The sequence below is a fragment of the Corynebacterium marinum DSM 44953 genome (assembly GCF_000835165.1).
Lineage (GTDB): Bacteria > Actinomycetota > Actinomycetes > Mycobacteriales > Mycobacteriaceae > Corynebacterium > Corynebacterium marinum.
Window position 1 is genome coordinate 1,747,341 of record NZ_CP007790.1, and the last position, 22,719, is coordinate 1,770,059.

Annotated in this window: 20 protein-coding genes, 1 pseudogene and 1 riboswitch; of the genes and pseudogenes, 5 read left to right on the plus strand and 16 right to left on the minus strand. The window is 67.7% G+C overall.

Annotation, left to right across the window (positions count from 1 at the left end; translation table 11 throughout):
* Positions 1–21: 21 nt before the first annotated feature.
* A complete protein-coding gene (locus tag B840_RS08350) occupies positions 22–534 on the minus strand; it encodes a polyadenylate-specific 3'-exoribonuclease AS (RefSeq protein WP_042622639.1) in 513 nt (170 codons plus the stop codon).
* A gap of 47 nt (positions 535–581) precedes the next feature.
* Between B840_RS08350 and B840_RS13115 the strand changes: the two are divergent.
* Positions 582–1,589: pseudogene (locus tag B840_RS13115) on the plus strand (glycosyltransferase family 87 protein); the annotation flags it as partial.
* A gap of 215 nt (positions 1,590–1,804) precedes the next feature.
* On the opposite strand, the gene B840_RS13810 reads toward B840_RS13115, so the two are convergent.
* The 12 genes from B840_RS13810 to ctaC all read right to left on the minus strand — a co-directional run bounded on the left by B840_RS13810 (position 1,805) and on the right by ctaC (position 14,764).
* Positions 1,805–2,992, minus strand: a complete 1,188-nt coding sequence (locus B840_RS13810; RefSeq protein WP_052491137.1) for an acyltransferase family protein — start codon at positions 2,990–2,992, stop codon at positions 1,805–1,807.
* A gap of 96 nt (positions 2,993–3,088) precedes the next feature.
* A complete protein-coding gene (locus B840_RS08360) occupies positions 3,089–3,823 on the minus strand; it encodes a lysophospholipid acyltransferase family protein (protein ID WP_042621775.1) in 735 nt (244 codons plus the stop codon).
* 22 nt (positions 3,824–3,845) lie between these two features.
* Positions 3,846–4,796 (minus strand): ROK family protein, encoded by a 951-nt coding sequence (locus B840_RS08365; protein ID WP_042621776.1) that lies wholly within the window; start codon positions 4,794–4,796, stop codon positions 3,846–3,848.
* Between the two features lie 48 nt (positions 4,797–4,844).
* Entirely contained in the window at positions 4,845–5,972 is a 1,128-nt protein-coding gene (locus B840_RS08370) for a glycosyltransferase family 4 protein (RefSeq protein ID WP_042621777.1), read from the minus strand.
* Between the two features lie 3 nt (positions 5,973–5,975).
* Positions 5,976–6,995, minus strand: coding sequence for a C40 family peptidase (locus B840_RS08375; RefSeq protein ID WP_229676601.1), 1,020 nt, complete (start codon positions 6,993–6,995; stop codon positions 5,976–5,978).
* 127 nt (positions 6,996–7,122) lie between these two features.
* A complete protein-coding gene (locus tag B840_RS08380; RefSeq protein WP_042621778.1) occupies positions 7,123–7,761 on the minus strand; it encodes a C40 family peptidase in 639 nt (212 codons plus the stop codon).
* A gap of 11 nt (positions 7,762–7,772) precedes the next feature.
* Positions 7,773–7,945: riboswitch (cyclic di-AMP (ydaO/yuaA leader) on the minus strand.
* 397 nt (positions 7,946–8,342) lie between these two features.
* Entirely contained in the window at positions 8,343–9,971 is a 1,629-nt protein-coding gene (gene qcrB, locus B840_RS08385; protein WP_042621779.1) for a cytochrome bc1 complex cytochrome b subunit, read from the minus strand.
* The gene (gene qcrA, locus B840_RS08390; RefSeq protein WP_042621780.1) at positions 9,971–11,191 is read right to left on the minus strand and encodes a cytochrome bc1 complex Rieske iron-sulfur subunit; all 1,221 of its coding nucleotides are present in this window, start codon (positions 11,189–11,191) and stop codon (positions 9,971–9,973) included. Before qcrA ends, qcrB begins: the two co-directional genes overlap by 1 nt.
* Complete coding sequence (gene qcrC / locus B840_RS08395; protein ID WP_156971874.1) at positions 11,188–12,081, minus strand: cytochrome bc1 complex diheme cytochrome c subunit; 894 nt, start codon at positions 12,079–12,081, stop codon at positions 11,188–11,190. The genes qcrA and qcrC overlap by 4 nt, the downstream gene beginning before the upstream one ends.
* Before the next feature lie 66 nt (positions 12,082–12,147).
* Positions 12,148–12,762 carry an aa3-type cytochrome oxidase subunit III gene (gene ctaE, locus B840_RS08400; protein WP_188656910.1) on the minus strand — a complete coding sequence of 205 codons (615 nt, stop codon included), beginning with the start codon at positions 12,760–12,762 and terminating at the stop codon, positions 12,148–12,150.
* A gap of 460 nt (positions 12,763–13,222) precedes the next feature.
* Entirely contained in the window at positions 13,223–13,654 is a 432-nt protein-coding gene (ctaF, locus tag B840_RS08405; RefSeq protein WP_042621782.1) for an aa3-type cytochrome oxidase subunit IV, read from the minus strand.
* 15 nt (positions 13,655–13,669) lie between these two features.
* Entirely contained in the window at positions 13,670–14,764 is a 1,095-nt protein-coding gene (gene ctaC / locus B840_RS08410; RefSeq protein WP_042621783.1) for an aa3-type cytochrome oxidase subunit II, read from the minus strand.
* Between the two features lie 423 nt (positions 14,765–15,187).
* Between ctaC and asnB the strand changes: the two genes are divergently transcribed.
* Positions 15,188–17,110: an asparagine synthase (glutamine-hydrolyzing) gene (gene asnB, locus B840_RS08415; protein ID WP_042621784.1), complete on the plus strand. Its 1,923-nt coding sequence runs from the start codon at positions 15,188–15,190 to the stop codon at positions 17,108–17,110.
* A gap of 82 nt (positions 17,111–17,192) precedes the next feature.
* Here asnB and B840_RS08420 read toward each other — a convergent pair whose 3' ends face one another.
* Positions 17,193–17,537, minus strand: coding sequence for a HesB/IscA family protein (locus B840_RS08420; protein ID WP_042621785.1), 345 nt, complete (start codon positions 17,535–17,537; stop codon positions 17,193–17,195).
* Between the two features lie 202 nt (positions 17,538–17,739).
* Between B840_RS08420 and B840_RS08425 the strand changes: the two genes are divergently transcribed.
* A complete protein-coding gene (locus B840_RS08425; RefSeq protein WP_042621786.1) occupies positions 17,740–18,441 on the plus strand; it encodes a DUF3043 domain-containing protein in 702 nt (233 codons plus the stop codon).
* Between the two features lie 61 nt (positions 18,442–18,502).
* Positions 18,503–19,486 (plus strand): nicotinate-nucleotide--dimethylbenzimidazole phosphoribosyltransferase, encoded by a 984-nt coding sequence (locus B840_RS08430; protein ID WP_052491138.1) that lies wholly within the window; start codon positions 18,503–18,505, stop codon positions 19,484–19,486.
* On the opposite strand, the gene B840_RS08435 is transcribed toward B840_RS08430, so the two are convergent.
* Positions 19,483–20,589: a branched-chain amino acid aminotransferase gene (locus tag B840_RS08435; protein ID WP_042621787.1), complete on the minus strand. Its 1,107-nt coding sequence runs from the start codon at positions 20,587–20,589 to the stop codon at positions 19,483–19,485. The genes B840_RS08430 and B840_RS08435 overlap by 4 nt on opposite strands.
* An 82-nt stretch (positions 20,590–20,671) precedes the next feature.
* Between B840_RS08435 and B840_RS08440 the strand changes: the two genes are divergently transcribed.
* The gene (locus B840_RS08440; RefSeq protein WP_042621788.1) at positions 20,672–22,177 is read left to right on the plus strand and encodes a leucyl aminopeptidase; all 1,506 of its coding nucleotides are present in this window, start codon (positions 20,672–20,674) and stop codon (positions 22,175–22,177) included.
* A gap of 27 nt (positions 22,178–22,204) precedes the next feature.
* Here B840_RS08440 and B840_RS08445 read toward each other — a convergent pair whose 3' ends face one another.
* A complete protein-coding gene (locus B840_RS08445) occupies positions 22,205–22,597 on the minus strand; it encodes a hypothetical protein (RefSeq protein WP_042621789.1) in 393 nt (130 codons plus the stop codon).
* Between the last annotated feature and the right edge of the window lie 122 nt (positions 22,598–22,719).

The window sequence follows — 22,719 nt, forward strand, 5'->3', positions numbered from 1 at the left end:
CAGACCGGCAACCCCACCGAGTCACCTGAGGACGCGGTTGCCGCTGCCCAGGGGGAGGACTGCCGCGCAGATCCGGAACTTCTCCAGGTTGTGACGGGCGTCGATGAGCGCGTCGTGCGAGTCGTCCGGGCTCTTCGGCAGGGGCGGTTTGCCCGCGAACTCCCAGTACTGCTTGAGCTCGCGCGTGTAGCGCGGGATCGGCCGCGGCAACCCCGTCATGTCGCCCCAGAGCTGGGCGAGCAGCACATGGTCGTAGGCCCCGACCCACGCCCACAGCTCCGGGTCGCCGTACTTGTGGGAGGTGAGGAAGGCGAGCACCTCCCGGCGGATGGTGTCCCGGGACTTCCACACCCGGTCGCCCGGGTTGGGCAGCTGGTTGAGCACGTTGTCCCGGACCCAGGCGTTCGCCTTCGAGGAATCGAAATCGGTGGACACGGCGTAATACTCCCGGCCGTCCTCCGCGACGATGCCGATGGAGACCAGCTCGATGGTCCGGCCGTCCTCGATGAACTCGGTGTCGTAGAAGTAGCGCACTGCGCGCACGTCCCTTCCGGAGGTGTGTCTGGTCAGAGGCAAGCCTAATGCGTGGCAACCCCGCGTCCGGCGAGGGGGTCCGTCGGAGACCCCGTTATAGTCATGGCGTGCAGTCGATCAGCGTCTCCCCCGCCGCCCCCCGGTTCATCCTCCCGCGCCACCGGATCGGGGTTGTCCTGGCGCTGCTCGCGTCGGCGGCGGCGCTGTTCCCCTGGCTGATCGACTCCGGCCCCTCCCTGCGCTACGCCATCGACATCGACGTCTACCGGGAGGGCGCTAAGGCGTTCCTGGCCGGCGACAACCTCTACACCCGCAGCTACTCGGTCGGCGGCATCGAGCTGCCGTTCACCTATCCCCCGCTGGCCGCCATCCTGTTCATCCCCCTGGCGCTGGTGCCCTACGGCGTGGCGCTGGTCGGGTGGACCCTGCTGACCGCCGTGCTGATGTGGTGGTGCCTGGCCGTCGTGCTGCGTCACGTGCTGCCCGCGCTGGCGGACGCCGACCACCGGGTGATCGCCGTGTGGCTGCTGCCGCTGGCACTGGTGGCCGAACCTGTCCGGGAGACGCTGGCCTTCGGGCAGATCAACGTCATCCTCATGGCGCTGGTGCTCGCCGACACCCTCACCCGCCGGCCGCTCCTGCCCCGCGGCGTGCTCATCGGCCTGGCCGCAGCCATCAAGCTGACCCCCGCGGTGTTCATCCTGGTGTTCCTGGTGCAGCGCCGGTGGCGGTCCGCGGCGGTCACCTTTCTCTCTGGGGTCGGCTTCACCCTGGCGGCCGCCGCGGTGAGCCCGGGTACTTCGCTGACCTACTGGCTGAACACGCTGAGCGACACCAGCCGGATCGGCAACGAGGCGTACTCCTCCAACCAGTCGATCAGGGGCTTCCTCGCCCGGCTCACGGAGCCCGGCGAGCAGGCCTCCACCGTGGTGTGGTCCGTTCTGGTCGTCCTCGCGCTCGGGCTGATCACCGCGGCGATGCTGCGGGTCCACCACGTCACGCGTTCCGCGGAACCGGCGCTGGGGGTGGTCCTCCTGGCGTCGACGGTGGCGCTGGTGTGCTCCCCGGTCTCCTGGTCGCACCACTGGGTGTGGCTGATCCCTGTCGCCGTGGCCCTGGCCGGGATGGCCTGGCAGCGGCGCAGTGCCCCGGAGGCGGTCCTGGCGGCGCTGACGCTCGCGGCGGTCCTCGCTTCCCCGCACTGGCTGCTGCCCAACGACTACGGCCTCGAGTACACGTGGCCGTGGTGGGCGCACGTGGCCGGCAACTCTTATGTGGTGGTGGCGCTCGCGGTCGTGGCGACGGCCGTGGCCGCCCCGCGGGTGCTGGTGCCGGCGGCGGGCTTCCGGGCGGCCGGCAGCAGCGGAGGCATCACGGACCACCGCAGGTAGGGGACGCGGGTGACCAGCCACAGCGCGAAGGCACCGATCGCGGAGATCACCAGTCCGGCGATGACCCACAGGGCCGTCTCGTGCAGCGGGTGGTCGCTGCCGCGGGCGATCGGCAGCTCCACGCCGCGCATGTTGTAGTGGTAGAGCACCGTCAGTGCGATGGGGTGGCCCAGGTAGATGACCAGAGTGTGGCGGCCGAGGAAGCACAGGATGTCGGAAACCACCGGGATCCGCGCCAGCAGCACCGCCACAATCACCGCCATGGGCAGCATGAGCAGCTGCACCGCCGCGTTGACGACGAGGCGCAGGTCGGCGTAGCCCACCGTCTCCGCGCCGGGCAGAGGCCACGGCAGCGACACGTCCGCCACCGAGTTCCCCCACGCCCAGACGGCGGCCAGCGTGAATCCGGCCGCGTAGAGCAGGGATCCGCGGGTGAGGTTGCGCAGGCCAGTCGCCGCACCGGAGAAGTCCCGGATGTGGTGGCGCAGGTGCGCGCCGAGCAGGAACGCCGGCAGGTACAGCACCGCCTTGCCGACCATGTGCTGGTCCGCATGCAACGGCAGGATGAGGATCGGCGCGAAACCCACGAGGATGCCGGCCCACCAGGGGAGCTTCCGGCTGGCCCACAGCACGATGTTGAAGATCACCAGAGCGTAGAGGAACCAGTACATGTTCCGGCCCTCGACGATGTGCTCGAGGTACTTCCCCGCCCCGGGCATGGGACGGTCGTTGAACATCTGCCATTCGCGGAACTTGAACCACAGCTCGATGGGCACCCATACCAGGTAGGGCACGAGGAAGAACCACAGCCTGCGCAGGAGGAGGTCGCGGAAGGTGTATCCGAAGACCTTCGCGGAGAAGAATCCGCTGACCATGAAGAACAGCGGCATGCGCAGCGGATCGAGGATGCGGTTGACCTGCGCCGCGATCGTGTCCATCCCCTCGGGCACCGCCAGGCTCACGTGCAGGAGCACAACGCCGAGGATGGACAGGCCCTTAGCCACGTCGGGCCAGCGCATGCGGGCGGCGGGTGCGGGGGACGCAGTCGGCTGAATGTTCGCGGACACGTGGTTCCCCCCAATCCCTCACCGGTGCATGCCGGCGGGCCCCGGCAGAGTACAGCATATGACTCTACAGGGTGCCCGGCGGGGCGACCAAGACCGCTACTTCGGCTCCGTGCCGTGCGGGTAGCCCTTGCCGGCGGCCAGGGAGGCCTTGACCTCCGAGGCGTACATGTCCACGTAGGGCTGTCCGGAGAGCTCGGCCAGGACGGCCATCACGTGGTCGGTCAGCGGGCGCGCCGCCTCACGCGAATCGGGGTCGATGCCGAGCGACTCAACGTAGGCGCGGCCGTCGATCGGCTCACCCACCTTCATGCGGACCTTCTTGGGGCGGGGAATCCAGGTGCCGATGGGGTTGGCCTCGCGGGAACCGATCATGGCCAGGGGGATGATCGGGGCGTCGGTGGCCAGCGCGATGCGCGCCATGCCGGTGCGCCCCTTGTAGAGGCGGCCGTCCGGGGAGCGGGTGCCCTCGGGGTAGATGCCCAGCACTCCGCCCTTCTCCAGCAGCGGGCGGGTGGCGGCGAGGGTGGCGGCCCCCGCGTCGGGGGCGCCACGGTCCACCGGGATCTGGCCGATGGACTTGAAGAACCACCGCTGCACCGCGCCCACGACTCCGGGGGCGGTGAAGTACTCGGACTTGGCGGGATAGGTGATGCGGCGCGGGATCATCAGCGCGAGGAAGAAGGAGTCCATCACCGACTGGTGGGTGGACGCGACGATCGCGGCGCCCTCCGCCGGGATGTTCTCGACGCCGTCCATCACCGGACGGTTCCACACGTGGAGGAAAGGCCCGATGAGAACGTTCTTGAACATCCAGTACAACTTCTTTTCCATCTGATTCTTCCCGTCTCGTCGCTCACATCTGCCCGCGGGCCAGATCTGCCACGCCGATCATACCCGCGTGGGCGCCCAGTTCCGCGGTTCCCACGACCGGCAGGGGCCGGTGTCCCGCGCCGACGATCTCCTCCGCCATCCGCCCGCAGGCGGCGTCGAGGAACAGGTCCGCGTCGAGGGGCACTCCCCCGCCGAGGACGATGAGCTCAGGGTCGAGCACGTCTGTGACCATCGCCAGTCCCCGGCCCAGCCAGCCCGCGAAATCCGCCAGCACCGCCATCCCCGTGGGGTCGCCGGCGCGCGCCGCGGCCATGATCTCCGCGCCCGTCACCGCGTCCCGCTTCTCGACGACCCTCCGCGCCAGCCCGCCCGCCCCCGGCACGGCGAGCTCCGCGGCGGTGTCCACCAGCGCTGTTCCCGAAGCGTAGCGCTCCAGGCAACCACGCTTGCCGCAGGCGCACTGCCGGCCACCGGGGACAACGGTGAGGTGACCGAACTCCGGGGCGGTGCCGTGCGCGCCGCGGAAGATCTCCCCGTCGATCATGAGGGTCGCGCCGATTCCGGTGCCGACGGCGAAGAACACCCAGGTGCCGGCACCCTGCGCCGCGCCAAAGCGGTATTCCCCCCACGCCGCCGAGTTGGCGTCGTGCTCCAGCGTGACGGGCAGTCCGATCCGCCCGGCCAACCTGGCCCGCACGGGGGCGTTGCGCCACGGCAGGTGCGGGGCGAAACGCACGGTCTCCCGCGCCGGGTCGAGGAACCCCGCGACAGCCAGGCCCACGGCGGCGGGGTCGTGGGTGGCCCGCAGTTGATCCAGGAGGCGGACGATGGTGTCCTCGAGCGCTTCCACGGTGGTGGGCGTGGCGGTGCTCAGGGTCTCGAGGATCTCGCCGCCGGCCGTCACCACAGCGGCCCGGCAGTGGGTGCCGCCGATGTCGAAACCCACCGTCGGACGGGGATCGGTGAAGTCCATGGCACCACCTTGGGGTCGGGTCGAACTCAACTCCGGAAGTATATCCGCTTAACCGGACGTAACCAGTTCCCGCAGGCGTGCGCCCATGATGTCCCAGGTCCAGTGCCCGGTCGCGTGCCGACGACCCGCCCGGCCCATCTTCTCCCGCAGCTGCGGGTCGCCGAGCAGGCCGCCGAGTACTTCCGCCAGTTCCTGCAGGTCCCGCCCGTCGACGACGACTCCCGTCTCCGGGGTCACCGTCTCCGGGGCGCCGCCGGAATCGCCGGCCACGACCGGGACGCCGCAGGCCTGCGCCTCGAGGTAGACGATGCCGAGCCCCTCGACGTCGAGCCCCCGGCCGCGGGTGCGGGCGGGCATGGCGAAGACGTCCGCGGCCGCGAGCAGGGACCGGAGATCGGCGGCGGGGAGGGGGCCGGTGAACACGACGGCGTCGGCGAGCGGGGCGGCGAGCTTGCGCAGGGCGCGTCCGTGGGAACCGGCGCCCACGATGACCAGCCGCGCGGCCGGGTGGGAGCGCTGGACGGCGGGCCAGGCCCGGATGAGCTGGTCCTGGCCCTTGCGCGGCACCAGCCGGGAGATGCAGACCACGAGGGGGCCGTCGCCCAGGCTGAACCTGCGGCGCGTGGCGGCGCGCTCGGCGGAGGTGTCGGGGCTGAACCACTCGACGTCCACGCCCGAGGGCAGGTGCACGAAGGTGGGGCCGGAGCCGAAAGCGCTGCGGAAGCGGCGCAGCGTGTAGTCGGAGATGTAGGTGACCACGTCGGCGGAGCCGCCGATGCGGCGCAGGACCTGCCGGGCGCCGGGCAGCATCGACCAGCCCACCTCATGTCCGTGGGTGCTCGCGATGACGCGGGTCGCTCCCGCGCGGCGGGCGGCGGCGCCCATGAGCGCCAGCGGCGCGGCGGCGCCGAACCACACGGTGTCGATGTCCTGCTCGCGGATAATCCGCTCCATTTCCCGGGCGGTGCCCGGCGTGGGCAGCATGACGCGACGCGGCCAGCGGATCACCGGGTACGGAAGCTCTGCGTCATAGGCGGTGGCCGCCCCGGCATCCTGCGTGGACGCGAAGACCACGACCTGCGAGGGGTCGAGCGTGGCCAGAAAGTCCCGGAGATAGGACTGGATCCCGCCGACGGTGGGCGGGAAGTCGTTGGTTACCAGCAGAGTCCGGGACATGGGTCAGTAGCGTACCGCCCCGGCCCAGGGCATCGAGTCGACGGACACGACCTGCACGGGGATGCCGTAGTCGGAGGCGTGCACCAGCTGGCCGTTGCCGATGTACATGCCCACGTGCGTGACGCCCGGGAAGTAACCGACGATGTCGCCCGGCTGGAGTTCGGCGCGCGAGACCGGGGTGCCGCCGGCCAGCTGCGCCTGGGAGGTCCGCGGGATGGTCTTGCCCTGCTGCTGGTACGCCCAGAGCATCAGGCCGGAGCAGTCGAACTGGCCGGGACCGGCCGCACCCCACCCGTAGGGGGAGCCCAGCTTGCCCAGGGCGGCCGCCACCGCGCCGGATCCGGCGGCGGGGATGACCGGCTCGAGCGGGTTGTTCTTGTTCTCCCACGCGGCGCGCGTCTCCGCGTCGAGCGAGGACACCTTCTCCTCTATCTCCCGGACGCGCACGTCGAGACGCTCCTGCTCCTCCGCGAGCTCGCGGTGGCGGTTCTCCAGCTGCGACTGCTCGAAACCGGCCTCCGCCAGCATCCGGGAGGCGTCGGTGTGGGAGCGGCCCGCTTCTGCGGTGGCGTCCGCGAGCTTGTCGACGGCGCGTTCCGTGTTCCGCGTCAGCGTCGCCAGATAGGCCGCCCGGTCGATGGCGTTCTGCGGCGTGGCCGCCGCGATGGCGTTGGTCACCGGGTCGATCATCAGCCCGCGGTACTTCGCCCCCGCCAGACCGTCGACTTCCTGCTGGTGGTCCTGCTGGGCGGCCAGGGCGGCTTCGGCCCGCCGCTGAGCCTCGTCCGCGCGGTTACGCAGCCCGTCGATACGGTCCTGGCCTCCCTCGATCTCGGATGCCAGCTGCTTGACCTGTTCGCTCGTGGCCGAGGCCTCGTGCGAGACCTCCTCCATCGTGGCGATGAGCGAGTCGATGTCGTCGGCGTGCGCGGGGACGGCGACGCCCGAGGTGAGTATGACAGCGCCCAGGGCGGCGGCGGTCGTGCTGCGGAGGCGGTGGGAGAAGACCGTGTGGAGACGCAAGTGGGAATCTTTCAGAAGACAGGTGGCCGGCGGGAAGACAGGCACAACTATAGCCATCCGGACCCGGAACGCACGCTGCCCGCGCCCCCGGGTACGGACCGGGGACACGGGCAGGGTCAACGCTGGACTAGAAGCGGACGGCGGAGTGGATCGGCTGGAAGTGCAGCGGACGCTCGCCGACCGGGGTGCCGGAGTTGAGGGCGTCGATGATCATGCCGTTGCCGGCGTAGATGCCCACGTGGGTGGCGCCGCCGTAGTAGGCGATGATGTCGCCCGGCTGGAGCTGGTCCAGCGGGATCTGCTGGCCCTGGGCGGCCTGCGCCTGGGAGGTGCGCGGGATGGACTTGCCGACCTGCTGGTAGGCCCAGGTGGTCAGACCGGAGCAGTCGAAGGCGCTCGGGCCGGTCGCGCCCCAGGCGTAGGGTGCGCCGACCTTGGAGCGGACGGCGTCGACGATGGCCTGGCCGCTGGAGGACGCTGCCGGGGCGGCTGCGGGAGCCTGTGCCGGGGCCGGGGCGGCGACGTTGGCCACGTAGGTGTTGGCGGACTGCTGGAGCGAGGGGACGAACTGCTCGACGTTCGGCACGGCCTGCAGGCCCTGGACGTTCTCCAGACCCGGGACCTCGACGCGGACGTCGGTGTTCGGGATGACGACCTCGACGGCGCCGGCGACTCCCGGGGCCAGGACGGTGGCGCCCATGACAACCGCGGAGGCGGTTGCGATACGACGGGTGAAGGTCTTGTTGATGCGACGGTGCTCGACCACGAATGTTTCTCCAAATCTTCCAGTGTGCCTACCGGGTTAGCTGTCGGGTTGGGATGTACGGAAGCTTCCCTCGCCCGCTCCACGTCGTGCACCTGTGTGCGTGACGCTCTCGCGGAGGATGTACCCCAGAAAAAGCTGGTTGGTTCCCCGGCTCCCCGTGGCGGGGATTCGGCGTAATTTTCAGTTCTGTCATTCGGCGTCTTCTGCCGAAGTACCTCAATGTCTCGATCAGGTTACGAAATTGCAACGAAGGTTGTCCAATGGAGCGCCCCGATCGACCACTGTTACCTCGCCGTTATTCTTCAGCGGCACCGCGCACCGCCGACAGGCACAACCGGACAGCCGCCAGATCCGCACCCCCCTCCCCTCCCCTTGACCTCGGGTTTCGCAGACTTCCGGGATGTCCCGCAGGAGCATGGCAAGGCCGCCGGTACCGGGCGACCACGGACCCGAAATTCACCGGGTGATTTGGGTCACTCACCCTCTTTCCGGCCCGGAAAGACCCGGGAACGACGGAACCCCGCCTCCCCCAGGTACCGGGGAGACGGGGTTCCGCCTGTGAGCGCAGCGACTGCGGGGGCCTAGTCGAGCAGGCCGGCCTCGCGGTCCTTGGCACGGTTGGCCTCCTGGAGGTTCTCCAGCATGGCCTTCTCTTCACGCTCGTTGGCGTGCGCGGTTTCGACGGCGGCGTCGGTGTAACGCGCCTCGTCCGCCTTGATGAGGGAACCGCGGGAAATGCGGTCGGCGTAACCCAGCTCGTTCATCTGCTTCGGCACGCGGGCGCCGGCGTAGGCGAGCGGGACCGGGTGGCCGTGCTCGTCGACCGGGCCCAGGGGCTGGTGGATCTCGACGAACGCGCCGTTCGGCATCTGCTTGATGACACCGGTTTCGATGCCGTGCTCGAGAACCGCACGGTCGGAACGCTGGAGCCCGACGCAGATGCGGTGGGTGATCCAGTAGGCCAGCGGCGGCAGCAGGATGATGCCGACTCGGCCGAACCAGGTCATCGCGTTGAGCGAGATCTGGAAGAAGTGCGCGACATGGTCGTTGCCGCCGGAGATGGTCACCAGCATGAAGAAGGTGATCGCCATGACACCGATGGCGGTGCGCACCGGGACGTCGCGGGGGCGCTGAGCCAGGTTGTGGTGGTTGTCGTCGCCGGTGGCGCGCTTCTCGATCCACGGGTAGGCGAAGAGCACGACAACCATGAGGCCGGCGAGCAGGGCCACCCAGACGGCGTTCGGGATGGTGTAGTTGCCGAGGTAGAGCTCCCACGCCGGCATGACACGGGCCAGGCCGTCCGTCCACAGCATGTAAACGTCGGGCTGCGAACCTGCGGAGACCTGCGACGGGTTGTACGGGCCGAGGTTCCAGATCGCGTTGATCGTCAGCAGGCCGGACATCAGGGCCAGAACGCCGGCGGTCAGCAGGCCGAAGCCGATGGCCTTGGTGGCGAACAGCGGCATGATGCGGATACCGACGACGTTGTTCTCGGTGCGCCCGGCGCCCGGGAACTGGGTGTGCTTCTGGTACCAGACCAGGGCGAGGTGCGCCGCGATCAGGCCGAGGATGATGCCCGGCAGGATGAGGACGTGTGCGATGTAGAAACGGTCCAGCATCAGGTCGGACGGGAAGTCCCCGCCGAAGATCAGCCAGTGCAGCCAGGTGCCGATGATCGGGAGGCCGATGATGATCGCGGACATGATGCGCAGGCCGACGCCGGAGAGCAGGTCGTCGGGCAGGGAGTATCCCATGAAGCCCTCGGCCATGCCCAGGATGATCAGGGTGCTGCCGATGATCCAGTTCGCCTCACGCGGGCGTCGGAACGCACCCGTGAAGAAGACGCGGAGCATGTGGGCCACCATCGACATCATGAACATGAGGGCGGCCCAGTGGTGCATCTGGCGGACGAAGAGTCCGCCGCGGACCTCGAAGGAGATGTCCAGCGCAGTTGCGTACGCGCGGGACATTTCGACGCCGTTGAGCGGCAGGTAAGCGCCGTCGTAGATCACCTTGGTGATCGAGGGGTCGAAGAACAGCGCCAGATAAACACCGGTCAGCAGGAGGATGATGAAGCTGTACAGCGCCATCTCGCCGAGCATGAAGGACCAGTGGGTCGGGAAGACCTTGTTGAGCTGCGGACGCAGCATTCCCGCGACGGTGTAGCGGGAATCAATGTTGTCGGCCATCTTGGCCATTTTGTTGCTCATTAGGACCTACGCTCCCAGAATGCCGGGCCAACGGGCTCAATAAAGTTGCCCTTGGCGATGAGGTAACCCTCTTCATCAACTTCGATCGGCAGCTGCGGCAGTGCACGTGCGGCCGGGCCGAAGATCGGCTTGCCGTACTGGAGTGCATCGAACTGCGACTGGTGGCACGGGCACAGGATTCGGTTGGTCTGCGCCTCGTAGAGCGAGGTCGGGCAGCCGATGTGCGTGCAGATCTTGGAGTACGCGTAGTAGTCGCCGTAGTGGAAATCCTCCTGGCCCTGACGCTCGATGGCCTTCTCGGCATCGGCGGAGCGCAGGCGGATGAGCATCACGGCGTTACGCGGACCGTGCAGCGAGTGCATCTGGCTCTCGTACACGTTGGTCTCGGGGTTGTAGACGTCGCCGTCGTTGACGTACGGAGCCGGGAGCGGGAAGACCGTCTCCATGGCGCCGGCGTCGAGATCCTCCGGGCGGACACGGACGAGACGGGACACGCCGGTGGTCTCCCAGTGGGTGCCGGTTTCGCCGGTGTGCTCCTCGGCGATGGCGCCGGTGTCGCGACCCAGGTAGATCTTGACGCCCTCCTCGTGGAGGGTCCAGCCGGAGGTCCACAGGGTGCCGTCGCCCATGACGTTGAGCTCACCGCGCTTCCACGGGTTCTTGATCATGCCGCCCAGCGGGGCGACGACGACCAGGCCGGCGAGGATGCCGGCGCCGCCGAGCAGACCCTGCAGAGCCTTGCGGCGTCCGAGGGTGGAGGTGTTCCACGAGTCGTTGAGCAGAGCCGTCAGCGTGCGGCGGTCCACCTCCGAGGAGGGGCCGTCGTGGCGGCGCTGGACGGAGATCTCCTCGGGGACGATGTTCTTCACGTAGAGAACGACCGCCATGCCGAGAGACAGGATGGAGAGACCGGAGGTCAGGCCCAGGAGCGGGGTGTAGATGGTGTGGAGGAAGTGCCCCTCCTCGCCGAGGTTCTTGAACTCCCAGGGCCAGAAGATGTACACCCCCAGGAAGGCGATCGCGGCAATGATGCCTACTGCCAGCCAGATCATCACGCCGCGCTCGGCGCGCTTCTCGGCCGGGTCGTTCGGGACCGGGAAGCGCTCCTTGCGGTACGCGACGGTGACGTCATCAAGCTCGGTGCCCAGACGCGCGAGCTCGTCGTTGCTCATCGCGTTGATTTCCTGCTTGGTGTAGTTCCTCTTAGCTTCGTTGCTCATGAACGCGATCCAATCCACATAGCGGCGGCACCGAGAACGGTGATGCCGATGAACCACATGGCCATGCCCTCAGACACCGGGCCGAGGCCGCCGAGGCCCCAGCCGCCCGGAGACGGAGTCTCCTTGGTGGCCTTGATGAAGGCGATGATGTCCTTCTTCTCGTCGGCGGAGAGCTGACGGTCGGAGAACTTCGGCATGTTCTGCGGGCCGGTGAGCATGGCCTGGTAGATCTCCTGCTCGTTCGCCGGGTCCAGCGGCGGCGCGTACTTGCCGGAGGACAGTGCGCCGCCGCGGCCGGTGAAGCTGTGGCAGGAGGCGCAGTTCAGACGGAACAGCTCACCGCCGCGGGCGATGTCCTGCGCATCCATGATGCCGTCGTAGTTGGAGCCACGGAGTTCCTCCATGGCGATGGTGCCGTCCTCGTTGTACACGAGTTCGGGGCCGCCGCCGTTCGCCGAGATGTACGCGGCCATGGCCAGCGTCTGAGCCTCGGTGTAGCGCGGAGCCTTGCGCTCGGCCTGGGCGTCGTTGGACATCATCGGCATACGGCCGGAGTGCACCTGGAAGTACACCGCGCCTTCACCGACGCCGACGAGGGAAGGACCGCGGTCCTGGACACCCTGCAGGTTGGCACCGTGGCAGGTGATGCAGGCCACGTCGTAGAGGTCCTTGCCCTCCTGGATCAGTGCCTGATCGTCACGCTGTGCGGTGGCGATCTGCGCATCCGGGGTCAGGGCGGTGGCGAGGACGCCGGCGCCGGTGAGCCCGATGGTGAGAGCGAAGGCGCCTGCTACGGTGCGGCGCATCTTGCGGCGCCCGCGGGCCTTCTTGGCCGGGGTCGACGACGCGGAGTCGTCGCCTGCGGCGATGTTCGGATTGGTATCCATCATTTTCCTCTTGAAAATTCGGTTACGGAAAGTGAATGGCTGCAGGCCGATTGCTCGGCAGGCTACGGCCTACTGGACTAGATAGATGGTGATGAAGACGCCGATCCAGATGACGTCGACGAAGTGCCAGTAGTAGGACACTGCCATTGCGGCGGTGGCCTGGGCCGGCGTGAACTTGGATACGGTCACTCGACGGAGCACGACGATGAAGGCGATAACACCTGCCGTCACGTGTGCGGCGTGGAAGCCCGTGATGATGTAGAAGACCGAGCCGAAAACGCTCGACTGGATGGTCACTCCGTGATGGATCAGCTCGTACCACTCGTAGGCCAGGAAGGCGAGGAATGCCAGAGCCAGAGCCACGGTGATGAGGTACCAACGACGAAGACCGAAAACGTCACCCCTTTCTGCTGCGAAGACGCCGAACTGCGAAGTAAACGAGGAGGCGACCAGAATGGCCGTGATGATGAAGCCGTACAGGACATTGAGATTGCCTGTCTGCTCATTCCAGTCGCCTGCCAGGCCGTTCGCACGCGACGTGAAATACATCGCGAAGAGTCCGGCGAAGAACATCAATTCCTGAGACAGGAACACAATCGTGCCGACACTGACCATATTGGGGCGGTTCAGTGCGGGAACACGCTGTGGTGCTGCCATACCTGAGTTTGAAACTGCGCTCGTCACGCTGATCAGTATGGCCGGTCCTACGACGGAAGTCACGTCATATCCCCCCGCCCTTGGGTGGCAAATAGGAATATCACCTGCGGTTTTAGTCGGGGTTCCGTCTCCGGAAAAATTTCCCCTGATCCCGGGAACTAATAGCTGCCCCCGTCCGACGCAACATTTCTGCAGGTCATCTCCCCCGGCCCCGCCGCACACCCCTGAGCGACATTCTTCTGGGGTCACCTTACCTGATTCCGCGGGCAGAGAGGGAAGAACCGCCAACAGTCCCGGGAGACGTAAATCACAGGGGAAAGTCACCGAAAACTGCGGTTTCAAACTTTCGGATGACCCCCTCTGACCTGGCTATTTCCACCCCCTTTCGACCGGGGCCGCGCCGGCGAGGAAACGACTGAGGCACCCGCCCCAGTGGGGGCGGGTGCCTCAGTCGAGATTCGTGTGGCTGTTGAAGGCCGCGGGAAAGCTAGTGGCTTTCCTTCGGGGCACCGTACTGCATGTTGAGGAGGTAGGCGCCCCAGATGAGCAGGACCGCACCCAGGGCAATCAGCCAGAAGTGCCAGAAGGCGATACCGAGACCCATGACACCGACGGCGCCGGCCATCCACGCCGGGTAGATGGAGCCCGGGGAGAAGAAGCCGAGGATACCGGACTTGTCCTCGACCTCCGCCTCTTCCCAGTCCTCGGGCAGGATGTCTGCGCGGGAGTCGGTGAAGTGGAGGTAGACGCCGAGCATGATCGCCAGGGCGGTAGCCAGGACGAGCGCGGTGACGCCGGCCCATTCGGTGCCGCCGCGGTTGGCGTCGTCAGCGACGAAACCGGTGCCGACGATGTAGATGACGGCCATCAATCCAAGGAAGGCGGCGATGCCGTACAGAAGTTTAGAGCTTGACTTCATTGCGAAACTCCTCGCTTAGATGTTGGCGTTGTTGTCGACGTAGTTCTCGCCGTCCCAGGTCTGGCGGGACGAGTTGAACGGGTGGGTGGAGGTGGCGTAGGGAGCCTCACCGATCGACGCGAGAGCCTCGGAGTTCGGGGCGTCCGGGTTATCGATGCGGAACTGCATGTAGTCCTGGAAAGCCTCCGGGGAGACGGCACGCAGCTCGAAGTTCATCATGGCGTGGTAGGTGCCGCACATCTCGGCACAGCGTCCGACGAAGGCACCCTCCTCCTCGATGGCCTCGATCTGGAACGCGCGCTGCTGCTGGTTGGCCTCGGGGTGGGCGAAAGCGTCACGCTTGAACAGGAACTCCGGGATCCAGAAGGAGTGGGCGACGTCGCCGGAGGCGAGCTGGAACTCGATCGGGGTGTTGGTCGGCAGGACCAGGACCGGAACCTCATCGGTGGAGCCGAGGGTCTCGATCTGGTTGAAGTGGAGGTAGGACTGGTCGCCCTTGGACATACCGTGGATCGGGTTCGGGTTGTCCACCAGTTCCGGATCATCGATGCTGGAGGCCTCCGCCAGCTCCTGGCGCTCCGTGTCCAGGCCGACGTACTCGGAACCGGTGGGGCTCAGGTCGGCGGAGACGTTCTGGTAACCGAACTTCCAGTTCCACTGGAAGGCCGTGACGTCGACGACGACGTCCGGGTCCTTGTCCAGCGCGGTGACCTTCTGCTGGGTCTGGATGGTGAAGAAGAACAGCCCCATGACGATGATGATCGGTGCGATGGTCAGGACCAGTTCAAGGGGGACGTTGTACTGCAGCTGCTTCGGGAACTCTCCCTCGCCCCGCTTTTCAGCCTTCTTCGCGTTCCAGCTGAAGACCGCGGTGAGCATGAGTGCCCACATGATGATGCCGATGATCCAGGCCACGACCCAGACCCAGACCCAGAAGTTGTACATGGAGGTCGCCTCCGGGGTGATACCCGTCGGCCAACCCATACCGAGAATCTTGCCGACGCTCTCCGGGGGAGCTACGTCGCAACCGGCGAGTGCGAGGCCGCCGAGCGCCATCACACCGCCGAGTCCCGCCTTACGGGCGAAGCTGCGCTTCTTACGCTTTTCCACGTGTGTCTGCCTTCCTGTCCACACTAAATCTTTGAACACTGGTTTAAGCATTCCTAACAACGCAGGATAGTTCATCGATGAGGGTCGTCCACACTGTTTCCGTCCTCCTCAGATTCGCCGGTCTGCACCGGTATCCCTCGAAGTACCCCGGATGTTACAGCCCATGTGGGTTAACCGGCGAATGTCGCCCCCGCCCCCTCCGGCCGGTGTGTAACCCAATTCACAATGGCCTTCACGCTGCATCATCCGAAAGTTTCCACCCGTTGGGGGACACTTTCCACCCCCTCCCCCGCGGCCCGCGATTTTGCTTTCCATTCGGGGCCGAACCCGTGCCGGTGTGGCCTGTCGACGCCCGCTGCCCGTATCGTAGGACCGGTTACTGCAACGCGTCCCTTTCCGTTATATAGAGGAGAACATTTCCAGATGTGCGGCTTTCTTGGCATGCTCACCGCCGGCGGAGACGCTGACACCTACGTCGACGCCGTCACCCGGGCCCTGCCGTGCATGCGGCACCGCGGCCCGGACGAAGCCGGCACCTGGCACGACACGGACGTCATCTTCGGCTTCAACCGCCTGTCGATCGTCGACCTCGAGCACTCGCACCAGCCGCTGGTGTGGGGCCCCGCGGAGCAGCCGGAGCGCTACGCCCTGATCTTCAACGGCGAGATCTACAACTACGTCGAACTGCGCGAGGAGCTTTCCGCCGCCGGACACACCTTCCGCACGCAGGGCGACTCGGAGACCATCGTCGTCGGCTACCACCACTGGGGTGAGGCCGTCGTCGAGCACCTGCGCGGCATGTTCGCCTTCGCCATCTGGGATACCGAGGAGAAGCTCCTCTTCGTCGGCCGCGACCAGTTCGGCATCAAGCCCCTGTTCTACGCCACCACCTCCGCGGGCACCGTCTTCTCCTCCGAGAAGAAGTCCATCCTGGAGATGGCGCCCGAGCTGGGTCTAGGCCTCGAGCTTGATCGGCGCGCCATCGAGCATTACGTCGACCTCCAGTACGTTCCCGAGCCGGAGTCCCTGCACGCGGGGATCCGCCGCCTGGAGTCCGGCTGCACCGCCACCCTCCGCGCCGGCGGGGAGGTCGTGGCCGAGCGCTACTTCAAGCCCGGCTTCGAGGTGGCACCCGTCCCCAAGGGGGCCGAGCAGGACCTCTTCGACCGCATCGCCCGGGCGCTGGAGGACTCCGTCGAGAAGCACATGCGCGCCGACGTCACCGTCGGATCCTTCCTCTCCGGCGGCATCGACTCCACCGCCATCGCCACCCTGGCCAAGCGTCACAACCCGAACCTGCTGACCTTCACCACCGGCTTCGAGCGGGAGGGCTACTCCGAGGTCGACGTCGCCGCCGAGTCGGCCGCGGCGATCGGCGTCGAGCACATCGTCAAGGTGGTCTCCCCCGAGGAGTACGCGGGCGCGATCCCGAAGATCATGTGGTACCTGGACGATCCGGTCGCCGACCCGTCCCTGGTGCCCCTGTACTTCGTGGCGCAGGAGGCCCGCAAGCACGTCAAGGTGGTGTTGTCCGGTGAAGGCGCCGACGAGCTGTTCGGCGGCTACACCATCTATAAGGAACCGCTGTCGCTGGCGCCCTTCGAGAGGTTCCCCACCCCGCTGCGCCGCGGACTGGGCCGCCTGTCCCGCGTCCTGCCCGACGGCATGAAGGGCAAGTCGCTGCTCGAGCGCGGCTCGATGACCATGGAGGAGCGCTACTACGGCAACGCCCGCTCCTTCAACTTCGAGCAGCTCCAGCGGGTCCTGCCCTGGGCGAAGGAGGAGTGGGACCACAAGGAGGTCACCGCCCCGATCTACGCGCAGTCGACACATATGGACCCGGTCGCCCGTATGCAGCATCTGGACCTGTTCACCTGGATGCGCGGCGACATCCTGGTCAAGGCCGACAAGATCAACATGGCCAACTCCCTGGAACTGCGCGTGCCCTTCCTGGACAAGGAGGTCTTCGCCGTCGCCCAGACCATCCCGCACGACCTGAAGATCGCCGGCGGCACCACAAAGTACGCCCTGCGCAAGGCGATGGAGCAGATCGTCCCGCCGCACGTCCTGCACCGTAAGAAGCTCGGCTTCCCCGTGCCGATGCGCCACTGGCTCGCCGGCGACGAGCTCTTCGGCTGGGCGCAGGACACCATCAACGATTCGCAGACCGACGATATCTTCCACCGCCCGGCTGTCCTGGAGATGCTCAAGGAGCACCGCGACGGCGTCTCGGACCACTCGCGCCGCCTGTGGACGGTGCTGGCGTTCATGGTCTGGCACGGCATCTTCGTGGAGAACCGGATCGACCCGCAGATCGAGGAGAAGGACTACCCGGTCAATCTCTGATCCGCCCCCTGAACGGCAGACAGCCCGCCCCCTCCCGGACAGGGAGGGGGCGGGCTGTCTTCTGGTGCGGGGTGCCGGACCCCTAGTTGAAGGAGTCGCCGCAGGCGCAGGAGCCGCCGGCGTTCGGGTTGTCGATGGTGAATCCCTGGGACTCGATGGTGTCGGAGAAGTCGATCTTCGCGCCGCTGAGGTACGGGACGCTCATCTTGTCGACGACGAGGCGGACGCCGTCGACCTCGTCGGTCTTGTCCCCGTCGAGCGAGCGGTCATCGAAGTAGAGCTGGTAGCGCAGGCCGGCGCAGCCGCCCGGCTGGACGGCGATGCGCAGGGACAGATCGTCGCGGCCCTCCTGGTCGAGCAGAGCCTTGGCCTTCGCGGCCGCCGCGTCAGTGAGAACGACTCCGGTGCTGGAGGTGGGAGCGGTCATGGTGGGGGTCTCCTTGCGTGTCAAAACTAATTGTCGTGCGCCGGGGCCTCCCTCTTCGGGTGGCCCGTGTAGGCGCCCACCATACTCCTGCGGGATCAGCTGGGGCCGAAACCGCGTGGTGGCCTAGGCGCTCACATAGTATCAACGCCTATCGCCGAGCCGTATTCCCGATTTCTTTCCCCGGCCTTGTAGCCTGGGATTCGTGAAATTCCCCTGGCAGAAATCTGAAGACCCCTCCCCCGCCGAACCGGCCTCCCAGGCCGCCGACGCCGTGGCGCAGGAGGAGACCGACCGTTCCGTCCCGAAGGGCTACACCCCGCCCAAGGGCCGGCCGACTCCGAGGCGGCGCGAAGTGGAGATCGAACGCGGAGTGATCCGCGACCCGAAAACCGCGGGCTCCGCCGCGCAGGCGAGCGCACGCCGGCGGGACCTGAAGAAGTCCATGTCCAAGGCCGAGTGGAAGGAACACAAGGCAAAGGAGCGCGCGGAGAGCCGGAAGCGGCAGCAGGAGGTCCAGAAGGCCATGGACGCCGGCGACGAGCGTTACCTGCTCGCCCGCGACCAAGGCGCGGAGCGCCGCCACGTGCGCGACTGGGTGGATTCGCGCCGCTTCATCAACAACGCCGTGCTGCCGGTGGCCCTGGGCCTGCTGGTGATCATGTTCATCGGTACGTGGGCGCCGGAGTTCGCCAACATCATGTCGCTCATCGCCATGGGCCTCATGGTCGTCTTCTTCATCGAGGGCGTGTGGGCCGGCCGGAGCGCCAACCAGGCGGTGCGCGCGAAGTTCCCGGGCACCACGGCCACGGGGCTTGGGCTGGGCTTCTACGCCTACTCGCGTATGACGCAGCCGCGTAAGTGGCGTTCGCCGAAGCCGCGGGTCTCTGTCGGCGAGCAGGTCTAGCCGCCACTTCACTAGAGTCTTAGAGGGTACCCACCCGTCGCCGTCAACCAGGAGGCCCGACATGCCCTTCGACTCAGCAGAACCGATCGCCGCCCCCGATGCGCAGGCCCGCGCCGGGGCGCTCGCCGCAGCCGCGGGATCGGGGCTGGGTCGGCTGCGGGACCTCGGGGCCTGGGTCGCCGCCTGTCAGGGGACCTTCCCGCCGGTCCCGCTCGAACGCTGCCGGGTGGTGGTCTTCGCTGGCGACCACGGCGTCGCGAAGCGGGGGATGTCCACCCTGCCGCCGGAGCATTCCGCGGCGCGGGCCGCGGACATCGGGCGCGGGGCCGGCGCGGTGAACGTGCTTGCGCGGGCCGCGGGGGCGTCGGTGCGCGTGGTGGACGTCTCCCTCGACCATGAGGCATGGGGCGACGAGCGCGTCTCGCGCGCAAGCGGCGCCATCGACGTCGAGGACGCGATGACTCCCGAGCAGTTCGAACGCGCCGTGGAGGTCGGCCGGCGCGTGGCCGACCAGGAGATCGATTCGGGGGCCGACCTGCTCATCCCGGGCGACCTCGGGGTGGGCAACACGACCGTCGCGGCGGCCGTGCTCGGCGCCTTCACCCGCACCGAACCTGTCGCCGTGGTGGGCCCCGGTTCGGGGCTCACGGATGAGCTGTGGAAGATCAAGGTCGAGGTGATCCGCGACGCGATGTTCCGCGTCCGCACGCTCGGGGCCGAGCCGGAGGAGGTCATGCGGAAGATCGGCTCCCCCGACCTGGTGGCGCTGACAGCGTTCATCGCGCAGTCCGCCTCGCGCCGCACGCCGGTGCTTCTCGACGGCGCCCCCGTCACCGTCGCCGCCTTCCTCGCCGAGCGCCTGTCCCCCGGGACGAAGCACTGGTGCCAGGCCGGTCAGCTCACCCCGGAACCCGCGCACCTCATCGCGCTGCAGGCCCTCGAGCTGACGCCGCTGATCGCCCTGGACATGAACGCCGGCCAGGGCGCCGGCGCGCTCGCGGCGCTGCCCCTGGTGAAGGCGGCCGCCGAACTGTTGGCCGACTAGGCCTCGACCAGGGTGTGCACCCAGCCGTGGGTGTCCTCGTACTCGCCGCGCTGGATGGCGGTGAGCCGCTCGCGCATGGCCATGGTGATCTCGCCCGGCTGGTTGCCGTTGACCACGAACTCCCCCTGGTTGGACAGCACGCGTCCGACCGGGGTGATCACGGCGGCGGTGCCGCAGGCCAGGGCCTCGGTCATCGCGCCGGATTCGGCGTCCGCGCGCCACTCGTCCTTGGAGATGCGCCGCTCCTTAGTCTCGTAGCCGAGGTCGCGGGCGACCTGGAGCAGCGAATCGCGGGTGACGCCCGCCAGCAGCGAACCGGACAGCTCGGGAGTGACCACCTTCGCGTCCGCGCCGGAGCCGTACACGAAGAAGAGGTTCATGCCGCCCATCTCCTCGATGTAGGTGTGCTCGATGGCGTCGAGCCACACCACCTGGTCGCAGCCCTTCTCCTCCGCCTGGGCCTGCGCGAGCAGGGAGGCGGCGTAGTTGCCGGCGAACTTCGCCGCGCCGGTACCGCCCGGGGCGGCCCGGACGTAGTCCTCGCTCAGCCAGACGGAGACGGGTTTGACGCCGCCGGTGAAGTAGGCGCCGACAGGCGAGGCGATGACGAAGAAGGTGTACTTGTTCGCCGGGCTCACGCCCAGGGAGACCTCGGTGGAGATCATGAAGGGGCGCAGGTAGAGGCTGGCCTCGCCGCCGGCGGCAGGCACCCAGTCCCGGTCGACGTCGACCAGCAGCCGGACGGCCTCGAGGAAGTCTTCCGTCGGCAGCGGCGGCATGGCCATGCGCTCGGCGGAGCGCTGCATGCGCTCGGCGTTGCGCGTGGGGCGGAAGGTGGCGATGGATCCGTCGGGCTGACGGTACGCCTTGATGCCCTCGAAAATCGCCTGGCCGTAGTGGAACACGGTGGTCGCCGGGTCCATGGGGATGGATTCGTAGGGGCGGACCTGTGCGTCGTGCCACCCCTTCTCCTCGGTCCACTCGATGGTGATCATATGGTCGGTGAAATTCTTGCCGAACCGCGGATTCCGGAGAATCTCCTCGCGCGCCGCATCGGACGTCGGGGTGCTCGTACGGTTCACGGAGAAATTGAGAGACGTCATGCGGACAACGGTACACCGGCGCCATTCTGGTGCCATCTATAAGCTGGGGGCATCTGAAACACAATCTCAGGAGGTATTTCTCATGGCGAACCCCACGTTCACCCTTCCCGCACGCGGTGCCACCCCGGAGCTGAAACTGTCGAAGAAGGCACCGAAGTCCACCGACGCGATCCTGGTTCCGGTGCTGCTCGGCGAGGAGGGCCCGGAGCTCCCGGCCTCCCCGCTGCTTGACGACGCCGCGCTGCGCGCCGTCCTCACCTCCCTCACCGCCGTCGGCGCCACCGGCAAGGCCGGCGAGGTCACCCGCGTGCCCGCCCCGGAAGGCGCGGCCGGCACCTCGGTGATTGCGGTCGGGCTGGGCGACCCGGAGGAGCTGACCGACGAAACCGTCCGCCGCGCCGCCGGCTGCGCCGCCCGCTCGCTCACCGGCCTGAAAACCGTCTCCACCTCCCTGGGGGTGTTCGGGTTGGCGGCCGCCGTCGAGGGCATCGCGCTCGGCGCCTACAACTACCGCGGGATCCGCGGCGGGGCCGAGGACAACGGCACCCCGGTGGGCAAGGTCGTCTTCGTGGGCGACACGAAGGTCGACGCCGACGCCTTCGAGACCGCCCGCGTCACCGCAGAGGCCGTCATCCTCGCCCGTGACCTGGTGAACACCCCCTCCTCCCACCTCTACCCCGAGTCCTACGCCGGCATCATCGCCGCCGAGGCGGAGGCCTCCGGCCTGGAGGTCGAGGTGCTCGCCGAGAAGGCCCTGGCCAAGCAGGGCTACGGCGGCATCCTCGCTGTCGGGCAGGGTTCCTCCCGCGGACCGCGCCTGGTCCGCCTGACCTGGACCCCGAAGAAGTCGAAGAAGACCGTCGCGCTGGTGGGCAAGGGCATCACCTTCGACACCGGCGGCATCTCCATCAAGCCGGCCGCCAATATGGAGAACATGATCTCCGACATGGGCGGTTCCGCAGCCGTGGCGGCCACGATCATCGCCGCCGCGAAACTCGACCTTCCGGTGAAGATCACCGCCACCCTGCCGCTGGCGGAGAACATGCCCGACGGCCTCGCCCTGCGCCCCGGCGACGTGATCACCCACTACGGCGGCGTCACCTCCGAGATCATCAACACCGACGCCGAGGGCCGGCTCGTGCTCGCCGACGCCCTGGTCCGCGCCTCCGAGGACAAGCCCGACTACCTCATCGACACCGCCACCCTCACCGGCGCCCAGATGGTCGCCCTCGGCGTGCGCACCGCCGGCGTCCTGGGTTCCGAGGAACTGCGCGACCGCATCGCCGCCACCGGCCGCGACGTCGGCGAGCCCGCCTGGGCCATGCCGATGCTGGAGGAGCAGGAGGAAGAGCTGAAATCCCCCGTCGCCGACATCCGCAACGCCCACCCCAACCGCTGGGGCGGCATGGAGTTCGCGGCGCTGTACCTCTCGCGTTTCGTCGGCGAGGGCATCGAGTGGGCCCACGTCGACATCGCCGGCCCCTCCTACAACACCTCCGGGGTCCACGGTTACACCCCGAAGCGCGCCACCGGCGTGCCGGTCCGGACCTTCCTGGCGCTGCTCGCCGAGGTTGCCCAGGAGGACTAGCGGACCGGGCGAGGGCCCCGGCCTCTTCTAGTCCGGGAGCTCGCCCCGCTCGAAAGCCGCGCGGCGCCGACGCTGCTCCTCGCGCTTGCGCAGGAGACGGTCCCGTTCGATGCGTTCGCGCATCCGTTGGGGGTAACCGGTCTCCTCGACGTCGTAGACGGGGACGCGGAGCAGTTTCGCCACGTCGTCGATACCCTTCGGCCCACCGATGCGCCGCCTGGTGAACCCGCCGTTCTCGTCGACCAGCACCACCGACATCTCGTTGACCACCGTCTCCGGCTCGATAAACGCCTCCACGAAGGCGCGGCCCCGGACCCACTCACGGAGGTGGTCGGCGTCCTCCGGGCGGATAGTGCCGCCGGGTGCGCGGGGAGGGCGTAGACCCGACTTGGGCTTCTTGCGGCCGAATAGGTTGAACACGCTTTACTATTGTAGGAGCAGTGCGACTCCGTACGGGATACTCGGTGTCAACGCACCGGACAAACCCGGTACGCTTGGGTCTATTAGCTATCGACATACTTACGACTTTCGAGGAGTCAGAA